The following is a 12,129-nucleotide window of genomic DNA, read 5'->3' on the forward strand; positions in this document are numbered from 1 at the left end:
GCTGATCTACGTGCTGCTGGGCCTGGGGCTGAACATCGTGGTCGGCCTGGCCGGCTTGCTCGACCTCGGTTATGTGGCGTTCTACGCCATCGGCGCCTATGGTCTGGCACTCGGTTATCAATACCTCGGGCTGGGCTTCTGGACGGTGCTGCCGCTGGCGGCGATCACGGCGGGGCTGGCCGGTTGCATCCTCGGTTTCCCGGTGCTGCGTCTGCACGGTGACTATCTGGCAATCGTGACCCTGGGCTTCGGTGAAATCATCCGTCTGGTCCTCAATAACTGGCTGTCGCTGACTGGCGGTCCGAATGGCATGCCGGCACCACTGCCGACTTTCTTCGGCCTGGAATTCGGCAAGCGGGCGAAGGACGGTGGTGTACCGTTCCATGAGTTCTTCGGCATCGCCTATAACCCGGACGTGAAGTACTACTTCATCTACGCGGTGTTGTTCCTCGTGGTACTGGCTGTGCTGTACATCAAGCATCGCCTGGTGAAGATGCCGGTCGGTCGTGCCTGGGAAGCGCTGCGCGAAGACGAGATCGCCTGCCGCTCCATGGGCCTGAACCACGTTTTGGTCAAGCTCTCGGCGTTCACCATCGGTGCATCGACGGCAGGTCTGGCGGGCGTGTTTTTTGCCACTTATCAGGGCTTCGTCAACCCGACCTCGTTCACGTTCTTCGAATCGGCCCTGATCCTCGCCATCGTGGTACTGGGTGGCATGGGCTCGACCATTGGTGTGGTGATTGCTGCCTTCGTGCTGACTGTCGCCCCGGAACTGCTGCGTGGCTTCGCCGAGTACCGCGTGCTGTTGTTCGGCATCCTGATGGTGTTGATGATGATCTGGCGACCGCGTGGCCTGATTCGGATCAGCCGCACCGGTGTGACCCCGCGTAAAGGAGTAGCGCCATGAGCGAAGTCGTACTCAGTGTCGAAAAGCTGATGATGCACTTCGGCGGCATCAAGGCGTTGAACGATGTCAGCCTGCAGGTCAAACGCAACTCGATCTTCGCCCTGATCGGTCCCAATGGCGCCGGCAAGACCACGGTGTTCAACTGCCTGACCGGGTTCTACAAGGCTTCCGGCGGCAAGATCGAACTCAATGTGCGTGGCGAAAGGACCAACGTCATCCAGTTGCTCGGCGAATCGTTCAAACCGACCGATTTCGTCTCGCCTAAAAACTTCATCACCCGGCTGCGCTACAAGATGTTCGGCGGCACGCACCTGGTGAACCGTGCCGGGCTGGCGCGGACTTTCCAGAACATTCGCCTGTTCAAGGAAATGTCGGTGCTGGAAAACCTGCTGGTGGCCCAGCACATGTGGGTCAACCGCAGCATGCTGGCTGGCATTCTCAACACCAAGGGCTATCGCAAGGCCGAAAGCGATGCGCTGGACCACGCGTTCTACTGGCTGGAAGTGGTGGACCTGGTGGACTGCGCCAACCGCCTGGCCGGTGAACTGTCCTACGGCCAGCAACGCCGTCTGGAAATCGCCCGGGCCATGTGTACCCGTCCGCAGATCATCTGCCTCGACGAACCGGCCGCTGGCCTCAACCCTCAGGAAACCGAAGCGCTGAGCGCGATGATCCGGCTGCTGCGCGACGAGCACGATCTGACCGTGGTGCTGATCGAACACGACATGGGCATGGTAATGAGTATTTCCGACCACATCGTTGTACTGGACCACGGCGTTGTCATCGCCGAGGGCGGGCCTGAAGCGATTCGACACGATCCGAAAGTGATTGCCGCCTACCTGGGCGCCGACGAAGAGGAAGTGGTATGACCCAACCCATCCTCGAACTCAAGGAACTGGACGTGTTTTACGGGCCGATCCAGGCCCTGAAGAAAGTCTCGCTGCATATCAACGAAGGGGAAACCGTCAGCCTCATCGGCTCCAACGGCGCGGGCAAGTCGACCCTGCTGATGTCGATCTTCGGTCAGCCGCGCGCGGCGGACGGGCAGATCCTCTACCAAGGCGTGAACATTACCCACAAGTCGTCGCACTACATCGCCTCCAACGGCATTGCACAGTCGCCGGAAGGGCGGCGGGTGTTCCCCGACATGACCGTCGAGGAAAACCTGCTGATGGGCACCATTCCGATTGGTGACAAGTACGCCAAGGAGGACATGCAACGCATGTTCAAGTTGTTTCCGCGACTTGAAGAACGGCGCACCCAGCGCGCAATGACCATGTCCGGCGGTGAACAGCAAATGCTCGCCATCGCCCGTGCGCTGATGAGTCGGCCGAAATTGCTGTTGCTCGATGAGCCCAGCCTCGGCCTGGCACCCATTGTGGTGAAGCAGATTTTCGCCACCCTGCGGGAACTGGCGCAAACCGGCATGACCATCTTCCTGGTCGAGCAGAACGCCAACCATGCCCTGCGGTTGTCGGACCGGGCTTACGTGATGGTCAACGGCGAAATCCGCATGACCGGCACTGGCAAGGAGTTGCTGGTCAACGAGGATGTGCGTAACGCTTACCTCGGCGGCCACTGAGTTTCAGTGGGTTATGCACAAGCCCCGGCGCGCAATCGCCGGGGCTTTTTTACATCTCCCAAACACCACTAAACCCTGTGGGAGCGAGCTTGCTCGCGATAGCAATCTATCAGCCAATATTGATGTTGACTGACAAACCGCTATCGCGAGCAAGCTCGCTCCCACAGGGTTTTTGGCGTGCCTCCGGGAAATTGTGGAAAACAATATTCAAGAGCTCCCAAACCGCGACATAAAGCCGCTGCAAATAGTTGTTTTGTCACGGTTTTGACTTGTCCCCGATTACTGTGGAGCTGGCTGTGAATAACGTGGGAGTAGCTGGCTGAAGGCCTTTGAAACCGTGGCGTGCAGAGGTGTGGTTGTTTTTTGATCAGTGGTTTTTACTTGGCTGAAAGAGCACTTTGTCAACCTTTTTGTTGGCAGTGAAAATCAGCGAATCGGGTGTGCACAAGCCTGTGGATAAGTCTGTGACTAAACTCTGGAAAGACTCGGCTGAAGGCCGTGGTTGCTGGCTTGGCGCCATCGTTGGTTTGACCTGTCAGTCATGAAAATGGCCATGGGCTACACAGCAGGTGCTTGAGGGTCAAGCAAAAAAGTTTCAAAACCCCGCGCAAAGCCTTGTGGACAGCGGCTTGCAGCTTTTCCACTTGCCCCCAAAGACTGTGGACCGGCCTGTGGATAACGTGCGGGCACATGGCTGCAAGCCACGGAGGGTAAGGCGTTGCGCGATTAGATCATTTTTTGAACAGGCTCGCGGTGGTTGCCCGTGTGAGCAAGGCCGGGCATGCTGCCCGTTGATTGTCTATTCCCATGGCTGACCGACAGCCGAAGCAAGGAGAACACGATGTCCAACACCCTGTTTATTACCGGCGCGACTTCCGGTTTTGGTGAAGCCTGTGCCCGTCGTTTTGCCGAGGCGGGCTGGAAACTGGTGCTGACCGGTCGTCGTGAAGAACGCCTCAATGCGCTGTGCGCCGAGTTGTCGAAGCAGACTGAAGTGCATGGCCTGGTGCTTGATGTACGGGATCGCCAGGCGATGGAACAAGCCATTGCCAACCTGCCGCCGTCCTTCGCCAAACTGCGCGGGCTGATCAACAACGCCGGCCTGGCGCTGGGCGTCGATCCGGCTCCCAAGTGCGATCTCGACGATTGGGACACGATGGTCGACACCAACGTCAAAGGTTTGATGTACAGCACCCGACTGCTGTTGCCGCGCCTGATCGCCCACGGTCGTGGTGCCGGCATCGTCAACCTGGGTTCCGTCGCCGGCAACTATCCGTATCCGGGCAGCCATGTGTACGGCGCAACCAAGGCCTTCGTTAAGCAGTTTTCGCTGAACCTGCGCTGCGATTTGCAGGGCACAGGCGTGCGGGTCAGCAACATCGAGCCGGGCCTGTGCGAGAGCGAGTTTTCGCTGGTGCGTTTTGCCGGTGATCAGGAACGGTATAACGCGACCTACGCCGGTGCCGAGCCGATCCAGCCGCAAGACATTGCCGACACCATTTTCTGGGTCCTCAATGCTCCGGCGCACATCAACATCAACAGCCTGGAACTGATGCCGGTCAGCCAGGCATGGGCCGGTTTTGCGATTGATCGCAGTGGTGGCAAGGCTTAAGAGCGTGTGACGGCCAATCGCGGGCTTGCCCGCGATTGCGACCAAACATCAGCGAAGATAATCGGCAAGCCCGCGATAACAGGTTGCCAGGTGATAAGGCGTGGTCGACGGCATGTCCCGACGGCTGACTTCGCCGTGTTCGTCGCGGCATTCGTGCCAGCCACCGGCATGCAGAAAATGCTGTTGCAGCGCCTGCAATTGGCGCAACACCGTGGCTTCGCTGTGCGGTCGCAGTGTCAATGCCCGCAGGTATTCAGCCTGAGCCCAGATACGCTGGGTTGCATCTCGCGAGCCGCCGTCAGGTCCGAGGTCGAGCATGGCGCGTATCGCGCCGCAGGATTGATCCACGCCCAGTTGCTCGGTAAAGGCAAAGGCGCGTTCCAGTGAGGCATGCAGTTTCGATCCGCGCAGCAGCACTGAAGACTCCAGCAAGAAATACCATTCGAACTGATGCCCCGGCTCGAACCAGTTATCCACAGTTCCCAGCGGTTTCTCCATCAATACGCCGTGTTGCGGGTCGACGAAGCGTTTCTGCATGGCTGTGCATAACTCGATGAGCGCGCGCTGCACGGCAATGTCTTCGCGCACCGACAACGTAGCGAGGAAGGCTTCGGCCAAGTGCATCAACGGGTTTTGCAGGGGGCCGCTGCCGAGCGACGACCAGTCTCTATCGAGGCTGGCTTCGTACAGGCCGTCGCCTGTGGAAAAGCGCCGGGCGATGACTTCCAGCGCGGCGTTGAGTACAGATTCCACCAACGGTTCGCGGACCTTGTCCCAATAATGGGCACAGGCGAACAGGATGAAGGCGTGGGTGTAGAGGTCTTTGCGCTGATCCAGCGGTGCACCCTGCGGATCGATGCTGTAGAACCAGCCGCCGTGCTCGGCGTCGTGAAAGTGTCGTTGCAAGGAACGAAACAGCGCCGCCGCGCGCTCTTCGGCGGCCGGTACCTGGCCGATCAGACTGGCAAACAGATACAACTGGCGTGCACAGGCCATGGCCCGGTAGCGTTGTGCAGGCAACGGATGATGCGCGGCGTCCAGTGCTTCATACGGCAACGCCATGTCGGCATTCCAGCCGGGACCTTGCCAAAGTGGCACGATCACACCTTCAAAGTGCTGTTGCACCGAGGCGAACAGGGCGGTCAATTCAGGGTGGGAGGCAGAGCGGGGAACATGCGGCATTGGCTGGCGTCGTCACGGCAGGTTTGGTTGCGCGACATGGTAGCAGGCCTGAGAGATGTGGTGTCTTTCCGACCGCCATCGCTGGCAAGCCAGCTCCCACAGGTTAAGTGCAAACTCTATCGATCGTTCCCACGCTCTGCGTGGGAATGCCTCAACGGACGCTCGGCGTTCGGCCTTTTGGGACGCGGAGCGTCCCGGGGTGCATTCCCACGCAGAGCGTGGGAACGATCAACACAGGACCTGTAGGAGCATGGCTTGCCCGCGATGAGGCTGACAAACGCCAGAAATTCAGCCCGCCAACAACCAGACCCCAGTCGCCGCCGAAGCTGCACCCGCCAGTCGCACCAACGGTGCAGCAGCCTGCGGCAATACCCGCACCAGCGCATAACCCGCCGCATGCAAGGCAGCGGTTGCCGCAACGAACCCGGCGGCATACGTCCACGGGCTGGACATGTCCGGCAGTTCCAGGCCATGGGCCACGCCATGGAACAAGGCAAACAATGCCGTGGCAACCATCGCCAGGCTCAACGGTGGACGCACCGCCAGCGCTACTGCCAGGCCCAGCGCCAGGACCGACGCGGCAATCCCGCTTTCCAGTGCCGGCAGGTTCAGCCCTTCAAAGCCCAGCAGGCCACCGATCAGCATGGTCGCGACGAAAGTGCAGGGCAGCGCCCAGCGCGCCGCGCCTTTTTGTTGTGCCGCCCAAAGGCCGACCGCGAGCATTGCCAGCAAGTGATCGAGGCCGCCGATCGGGTGACTGATACCGGCGATCAAGCCATTGTCGCCGTGCCCCGGGTGGGCAAAAGCGAGGGCAGGGGTCAGCAACAGGGCCGCGGCGGCCAGAATGCGTTTGAGTGTCATGGAAGCTTCCTTGTGAATAAATCTTGATCAGGCGGCGGTCAGCAAGCCTTGGCGCTCAATGAAGGCAATGATGTCTTCCAGGCCCTGGCCGGTTTTCTGGTTGCTGAAGACAAACGGTTTGCCGTTGCGCATGCGTGTGGTGTCGCTGTCCATCAGGGTCAGCGATGCGCCCACCAGGGGCGCCAGGTCGATCTTGTTGATCACCAGCAGATCGGATTTGCAGATGCCCGGCCCGCCTTTGCGTGGCAGCTTGTCGCCTGCGGAAACGTCGATCACGTAGATGGTCAGGTCCGACAGTTCCGGGCTGAAAGTGGCCGATAGATTGTCGCCACCGGACTCCACGAGAATCAGGTCCAGCCCTGGAAAACGGCGGTTGAGTTGATCCACGGCTTCGAGATTGATCGAGGCGTCTTCGCGAATGGCCGTGTGTGGGCAACCGCCAGTCTCCACGCCAATGATGCGTTCCGGTGCCAGTGCTTCATTGCGCACCAGAAAATCAGCGTCTTCGCGGGTATAGATGTCATTGGTCACGACGGCCAGGTTGTAACGGTCGCGCAGGGCCAGGCACAGGGCCAGGGTCAGGGCGGTTTTGCCGGAACCGACCGGGCCGCCAATGCCTACGCGCAGAGGTTGAGTGTTCATGTAGTTCTCCAAAGTAACAGGCCCTAGGAACGGAACAGACGGCTGTACTGCCGTTCATGGGCCATACAGGCCAGGGACAGGCCAAACGCGGCGCTGCCATAGTGTTCGGGGTTGATCTGGCTGGCGCTCTGCTGGGCTTGTTGCAGCAGCGGCAGCAGTTCGCTGGTCAGGCGCTGGGCGGCTTGCTGGCCCAGCGGCAGGGTTTTCATCAGCACCGCCAATTGATTCTCAAGCCAGCTCCAGAGCCAGGCGGCCAGCGCATCCTGCGGGCTGATCCGCCAGGCGCGGGCGGCCAGCGCCCAGCCCAGGGCCAGGTGCGGCTCGGGGCGTTGCTGCAGAAAGGCGCGGGCCGCTGCATCGAGCTCCGGCAGGCCGGTGAGCAGTTGTTGCAGGGAGTAACCCATCTGCCGGCTTTCCTGATGCAGTTCGCGGGTTTCCCGGCTGGCGCGGTGTTCTTCACAACGTTGCAGCAATTCGCTCCAGTTTTCCTCGGCGGCGGCAACGCAATGGGCGAGCAACAGCGGCGCCTCGAAACGGGCGAGATTGAGCAGCAGTTGATCGCTTATCCAGCGCCGCGCGCTGTCCGGGTCATGGACACGGCCGTTCTCCACTGCCATTTCCAGACCTTGGGAATAGCTGTAGCCGCCGATCGGCAATTGCGGACTGGCCAGGCGCAGCAATGCCCAGGCGGGGTTCACAGGCGCACGCCGAACTGATGGAGCTTGGGCGGGTAATTGAAATCTTCATCGCCGTGGCGCGAATGGTGATGGCCACCGCCGTAGGCACCGTGTTCCGGCTGGAACGGGGCTTCGATGTTTTCGGCATGGGCGCCCAGTTGTTCGAGCATGGCCTTGAGCACGTAATCGTCGAGCAGGCGCAGCCAACCGTCACCGACTTGCAGGGCAACGTGGCGATTGCCCAAGTGATACGCGGCGCGGGTCAGTTCGAAGGCATTGGCGCAGGTCACGTGCAGCAGTTGTTCGGGGCGGGCACAGACACGAACGATGCGCCCGTCTTCGGCCTGGAGACATTCGCCGTCGTACAGCGGCGATTGCCCGCGCTCCAGAAACAAGCCGACGTCTTCACCCTCGGCACTGAAACAGCGCAGGCGGCTTTTGCTCCGGGCTTCGAACGTCAGGTGCAACTCGGCGGCCCACATGGGTTGAGGGTCGATTCTGCGATGAATCACCAGCATCGGAAAGCTTCCAGCAATTGACAGTAGCGAGGTCAGAGCAAGGGCCTTGCCAATCAGAGGATGTGTAGGAAATGACTGTCGGAAACGTGGGATTGATTCGGATGTGTCGAGTGCTATGCATCGTCTTGGGGCGTGACACGGCAGTGCGGCACCGTTTTGTGGCGAAAACAAAGCCTGTCCGTCTATCGTTCACAAAATAGAACGCTAAGGACAATTTTCACTGTCTACCGCGCAAAACGTCATGGTTTTAATCTTCTCCCATCAACGCGAAACACAACCCACTACTGAAAGCGAAACCTTAGGAGCTACAGCCATGACCAAATTCAAATACAACCGCCTGAACAAAGACGACGCTGCTGTACTGCTGGTCGACCACCAGGCAGGCCTGCTGTCGCTGGTCCGCGACATCGAGCCGGATGCGTTCAAGAACAACGTGCTGGCCCTGGCTGACCTGGCCAAGTTCTTCAACCTGCCAACCATCCTCACCACCAGTTTCGAGCAAGGCCCCAATGGCCCGCTGGTGCCTGAGCTGAAAGCGCTGTTCCCGGATGCTCCTTACATTGCCCGCCCTGGTCAGATCAACGCCTGGGACAACGAAGATTTCGTCAAGGCCGTGAAGGCCACCGGCAAGAAACAGCTGATCATCGCCGGTGTCGTGACCGAAGTCTGCGTAGCGTTCCCGGCCCTGGCTGCGCTGGAAGAAGAGTTCGACGTGTTTGTGGTCACCGACGCCTCCGGTACGTTCAACCAGATGACCCGCGATGCCGCGCATGACCGCATGAGCCAGGCCGGTGCACAACTGATGACCTGGTTCGGCGTGGCCTGCGAGCTGCACCGCGACTGGCGCAACGATATCGAAGGCCTGGCCGCGCTGTGCTCCAACCACATCCCGGACTACCGCAACCTGATGACCAGCTACAACGCCTTCAATAGCGCCAAGTAATCCGCTGCCGCCCGGGACACCGACTATCGTTGTCCCGGGCGGTGTGCTGTCGCGCCGCACATCCATCCAATTCCTGACGAGCATTGCCCGGCATGCTTCGCAGTCGTGCCCACCGCTGCCGCATCCAGATGGAGAACATCATGCCCCAAGACTCCAACGACAAGAGCCGCCGCCAGTTCCTGGCCAACAGCACCATTCTCGGTGCTGCCGGAGCGCTCTGGTCCGCCCTGCCATTTTCCAGCTCGGGTTCCGCCTACGCGTCCAGTCAGGCAGGCTCGATGACCGCCGACCTCATCCTGTTCAACGGCAAACTGCACACGGTGGACCGTGAGAAGCCGATGGCAACGGCGGTCGCCATCAAGGACGGCCGCTTCATTGCCGTCGGCACGGATGGCGAGGCCATGGCCCACAAAAGCTCGGCCACGCAAATCATCGACCTCAAGGGGCGTACGGTCATCCCGGGTCTGAACGACTCCCACCTGCACCTGATTCGCGGCGGCCTCAACTACAATCTGGAGCTGCGTTGGGAAGGCGTGCCCTCGGTGGCCGACGCCCTGCGCCTGCTCAAGGATCAGGCCGCCCGTACACCGACGCCGCAGTGGGTGCGCGTGGTGGGTGGCTGGAACGAATTCCAGTTCGCCGAAAAACGCATGCCGACCCTGGAAGAAATCAATCAGGCTGCGCCCGATACCCCGGTGTTCCTGCTGCACCTTTACGACCGCGCACTGCTCAATCGCGCTGCGCTCAAGGCCGTGGGCTACACCAAGGACACGCCGAACCCGCCCGGTGGCGAGATCCAGCGCAACAAGTTCGGCGAACCGACCGGCCTGCTGATCGCGCGCCCCAACGCGATGATCCTCTACGCCACCCTGGCCAAGGGGCCGAAGCTGCCGTTGGAATACCAGGTCAATTCGACCCGCCAGTTCATGCGCGAACTCAACCGCCTCGGCCTGACCAGCGCCATTGACGCCGGCGGTGGCTACCAGAACTATCCGGATGATTACCAGGTCATCCAGGAGCTGGCCGACAGGGGCCAGTTGACCGTACGCATCGCCTACAACCTGTTCACCCAGAAGCCCAAGGAAGAACTCGCCGACTTCAAGAACTGGAGCGCGAAAGTCAAGCCTGGTGACGGCACCGACTTCCTGCGTCACAACGGCGCTGGCGAAATGCTGGTGTTCTCCGCAGCCGACTTCGAAGACTTCCTGGAGCCGCGTCCCGATCTGCCGCAAACCATGGAGCAGGAACTGGAGCCGGTGGTGCGCCATCTGGTCGAGCAGCGCTGGCCGTTCCGCCTGCATGCCACCTACAACGAATCGATCTCGCGCATGCTCGATGTGTTCGAGAAGGTCAACCGCGACATTCCGTTCAATGGCCTGCCGTGGTTTTTCGACCACGCCGAAACCATCAGCTCGCAGAACATCGAGCGGGTGCGCGCGCTGGGCGGTGGTATCGCGATCCAGGACCGCATGGCCTTCCAGGGCGAGTACTTTGTCGATCGCTACGGCGCCAAGGCTGCCGAGAAAACCCCACCGATCCAGCGCATGCTCGCCGAAGGCATCCCGGTAGGCGCCGGCACCGATGCCACCCGAGTGTCGAGCTATAACCCGTGGACGTCGCTGTACTGGCTGGTCAGCGGCAAGACCGTTGGCGGCATGGCGCTTTATCCGGAAGGCCTGAGTCGCGAAACCGCGCTGCAACTGTTCACCCACGGCAGCGCCTGGTTCTCCAGCGAGCAGGGCAAGAAAGGCCAGATCAAGGTCGGCCAGATGGCGGACCTGGCGGCCTTGTCGCTGGATTTTTTCAGTGTCGACGAAGAAGCGATCAAGGGCATCGAGTCGGTGTTGACCATTGTCGACGGCAAGGTGGTGTACGGCGCTGGCGAATTCGACAAGCTGGGACCTGCGCAGGTGCCGGTACTGCCCGAGTGGTCGCCGGTGGCCAAAGTGCCAGGGCACTGGCGCGCGGGTACGCCGTCGCTTGCATTGGCGGCGCATCAGTGTGTAGGGCCTTGCGGGGTGCATGCTCACAGCCATGAACGGGCCCGACACTCGAGTGTGCCGGTCAACGACTACCAGGGGTTTTGGGGAGCGTTGGGTTGTTCCTGCTTTGCGTTCTGATGGTAACGGGGACCGCTAAGGGTCCCCTTTTTTCACGTCGATTGGCTGATAGGCCGGGGGCACGCCGCAGAGGGTTTTACGCCATGTCGCTGACGCTGAATTCCTCGGCCAGATGGTCGATCAGCGAGCGCACCGACGGCAGCAGCCCGCGTCGCGACGGGAAGATCGCATGCACAATGCCGCAACGCGGATGCCAGCCCGGCAACAATTCCACCAGCCGGCCTTCGGCCAGGTCCTCGCGCACTGCCACCCGTGGCAAGTGAGCAATACCCACGCCGGCCACCACAAAGTGACGCAGGGCGAACAGGTCGTCGGTGACCATGCGCGGCGTGTGGGGGATGACAATGCTGTGGCTCATGTCCTCACCCTGGATCAGCTCCCATTGATATTCACGCTGCACACTGCCCCAATGCACGCTCGGCAATTGGCTGAGCACCTTTGGGTCGAAACCTGGCGGCAGTTGTTCAAGGTACCTCGGGTGGCCGACCAGGCACTGGGTGCTGTTGCCCAGCACCTTCATCACCATGTCGGTGTTTTCCAGTGGCGGAAAGCGCACGCGCAGGGCGACGTCGATGCCTTCATGCAGCAGATCGACGCGACGGTTGGTGCTCTCGATGAACAGTTCCACCTGCGGATACTTGAGCATGAAGCGCGACAGCATCGGCCCGACCCAGAAGTTCAGCAGGGTGGTCGGGCAACTGATGCGCACCAGCCCGCGGGGTTCGCTGCGGTTGCGTTCGATGATCTCGGCGGCACCTTCGGCTTCCACGCGCATGGCCAGGCAGCGCTGGTAATAGGCCTGGCCGACCTCGGTCAGCGAGCAGTGGCGGCTGGTGCGGTGCAACAGGCGTACACCGAGGCGCTCCTCAAGGTCGGCAATGCGCCGGCTGAGCTTGGATTTGGGCATGTCCAGCGCCCGCCCGGCCGGGGCGAAGCCACCGTGCTCGACCACTTGGGTGAAGTAGTAGAGGGAGTTGAGGTCTTCCAATGATCGTTCTCCGATGGGCAGCAGGTTTACTCCGTGCTGCCGAGCCCTTGCCAGTGCTTGAGGCCGATAAAGATGAAGCGCAGCTGCTGGGTGATCT

12 protein-coding genes and 1 pseudogene are annotated in these 12,129 nt (G+C 60.9%); 6 read left to right on the forward strand and 7 right to left on the reverse strand.

What is annotated here, in order from left to right:
- From livM to D8V06_RS09800, 4 genes are all read left to right on the forward strand, one after another.
- On the forward strand, positions 1-907 hold a 907-nt coding region (gene livM, locus D8V06_RS09775), incomplete at its 5' end, for a high-affinity branched-chain amino acid ABC transporter permease LivM (RefSeq protein ID WP_130930880.1).
- Positions 904-1,776, forward strand: a complete 873-nt coding sequence (locus D8V06_RS09780) for an ATP-binding cassette domain-containing protein (RefSeq protein ID WP_130930881.1) — start codon at positions 904-906, stop codon at positions 1,774-1,776. The genes livM and D8V06_RS09780, both read left to right, overlap by 4 nt.
- Positions 1,773-2,489 (forward strand): ABC transporter ATP-binding protein, encoded by a 717-nt coding sequence (locus tag D8V06_RS09785; protein ID WP_056852401.1) that lies wholly within the window; start codon positions 1,773-1,775, stop codon positions 2,487-2,489. Before D8V06_RS09780 ends, D8V06_RS09785 begins: the two co-directional genes overlap by 4 nt.
- 841 nt (positions 2,490-3,330) lie before the next feature.
- Positions 3,331-4,101 (forward strand): SDR family oxidoreductase, encoded by a 771-nt coding sequence (locus D8V06_RS09800; RefSeq protein ID WP_056852402.1) that lies wholly within the window; start codon positions 3,331-3,333, stop codon positions 4,099-4,101.
- A 48-nt stretch (positions 4,102-4,149) separates the two neighbouring features.
- Here the strand turns inward: D8V06_RS09800 and D8V06_RS09805 are convergent, their stop codons facing one another.
- From D8V06_RS09805 to ureE, 5 genes are all read right to left on the reverse strand, one after another.
- Positions 4,150-5,283 carry an AGE family epimerase/isomerase gene (locus D8V06_RS09805; protein ID WP_056852403.1) on the reverse strand — a complete coding sequence of 378 codons (1,134 nt, stop codon included), beginning with the start codon at positions 5,281-5,283 and terminating at the stop codon, positions 4,150-4,152.
- A 288-nt stretch (positions 5,284-5,571) separates the two neighbouring features.
- Positions 5,572-6,144 (reverse strand): HupE/UreJ family protein, encoded by a 573-nt coding sequence (locus D8V06_RS09815; protein ID WP_130930882.1) that lies wholly within the window; start codon positions 6,142-6,144, stop codon positions 5,572-5,574.
- Positions 6,145-6,171: 27 nt separating this feature from the next.
- Positions 6,172-6,786: an urease accessory protein UreG gene (ureG, locus tag D8V06_RS09820; protein WP_056852405.1), complete on the reverse strand. Its 615-nt coding sequence runs from the start codon at positions 6,784-6,786 to the stop codon at positions 6,172-6,174.
- Positions 6,787-6,809: 23 nt separating this feature from the next.
- Positions 6,810-7,484: an urease accessory protein UreF gene (locus D8V06_RS09825; RefSeq protein ID WP_056852406.1), complete on the reverse strand. Its 675-nt coding sequence runs from the start codon at positions 7,482-7,484 to the stop codon at positions 6,810-6,812.
- Complete coding sequence (gene ureE, locus D8V06_RS09830; RefSeq protein ID WP_130903986.1) at positions 7,481-7,981, reverse strand: urease accessory protein UreE; 501 nt, start codon at positions 7,979-7,981, stop codon at positions 7,481-7,483. The genes D8V06_RS09825 and ureE overlap by 4 nt, the downstream gene beginning before the upstream one ends.
- Positions 7,982-8,294: 313 nt before the next feature.
- Between ureE and ycaC the strand changes: the two genes are divergently transcribed.
- Positions 8,295-8,924 (forward strand): isochorismate family cysteine hydrolase YcaC, encoded by a 630-nt coding sequence (gene ycaC, locus D8V06_RS09835; RefSeq protein ID WP_056852408.1) that lies wholly within the window; start codon positions 8,295-8,297, stop codon positions 8,922-8,924.
- A gap of 140 nt (positions 8,925-9,064) precedes the next feature.
- Complete coding sequence (locus tag D8V06_RS09840; RefSeq protein WP_056852409.1) at positions 9,065-11,044, forward strand: amidohydrolase; 1,980 nt, start codon at positions 9,065-9,067, stop codon at positions 11,042-11,044.
- A 76-nt stretch (positions 11,045-11,120) separates the two neighbouring features.
- Here D8V06_RS09840 and D8V06_RS09845 read toward each other — a convergent pair whose 3' ends face one another.
- Positions 11,121-12,032 carry a LysR substrate-binding domain-containing protein gene (locus D8V06_RS09845; RefSeq protein ID WP_056852410.1) on the reverse strand — a complete coding sequence of 304 codons (912 nt, stop codon included), beginning with the start codon at positions 12,030-12,032 and terminating at the stop codon, positions 11,121-11,123.
- Positions 12,033-12,058: 26 nt separating this feature from the next.
- Positions 12,059-12,129 (reverse strand): annotated as a pseudogene (locus D8V06_RS09850) (TetR family transcriptional regulator); the annotation flags it as partial.

This window comes from Pseudomonas sp. Sample_24 (genome assembly GCF_004307605.1).
Taxonomy (GTDB): Bacteria; Pseudomonadota; Gammaproteobacteria; order Pseudomonadales; family Pseudomonadaceae; genus Aquipseudomonas.

Excerpts from the sequence above, each read along its gene's own strand:
- D8V06_RS09800 (WP_056852402.1), top strand. The coding sequence starts at position 3,331 with ATGTCCAACACCCTGTTTATTACCGGCGCGACTTCCGGTTTTGGTGAA.
- ureG (WP_056852405.1), bottom strand. The coding sequence starts at position 6,786 with ATGAACACTCAACCTCTGCGCGTAGGCATTGGCGGCCCGGTCGGTTCC.
- D8V06_RS09840 (WP_056852409.1), top strand. The coding sequence starts at position 9,065 with ATGCCCCAAGACTCCAACGACAAGAGCCGCCGCCAGTTCCTGGCCAAC.
- D8V06_RS09815 (WP_130930882.1), bottom strand. The coding sequence starts at position 6,144 with ATGACACTCAAACGCATTCTGGCCGCCGCGGCCCTGTTGCTGACCCCT.
- D8V06_RS09780 (WP_130930881.1), top strand. The coding sequence starts at position 904 with ATGAGCGAAGTCGTACTCAGTGTCGAAAAGCTGATGATGCACTTCGGC.
- ycaC (WP_056852408.1), top strand. The coding sequence starts at position 8,295 with ATGACCAAATTCAAATACAACCGCCTGAACAAAGACGACGCTGCTGTA.
- D8V06_RS09785 (WP_056852401.1), top strand. The coding sequence starts at position 1,773 with ATGACCCAACCCATCCTCGAACTCAAGGAACTGGACGTGTTTTACGGG.
- D8V06_RS09805 (WP_056852403.1), bottom strand. The coding sequence starts at position 5,283 with ATGCCGCATGTTCCCCGCTCTGCCTCCCACCCTGAATTGACCGCCCTG.
- ureE (WP_130903986.1), bottom strand. The coding sequence starts at position 7,981 with ATGCTGGTGATTCATCGCAGAATCGACCCTCAACCCATGTGGGCCGCC.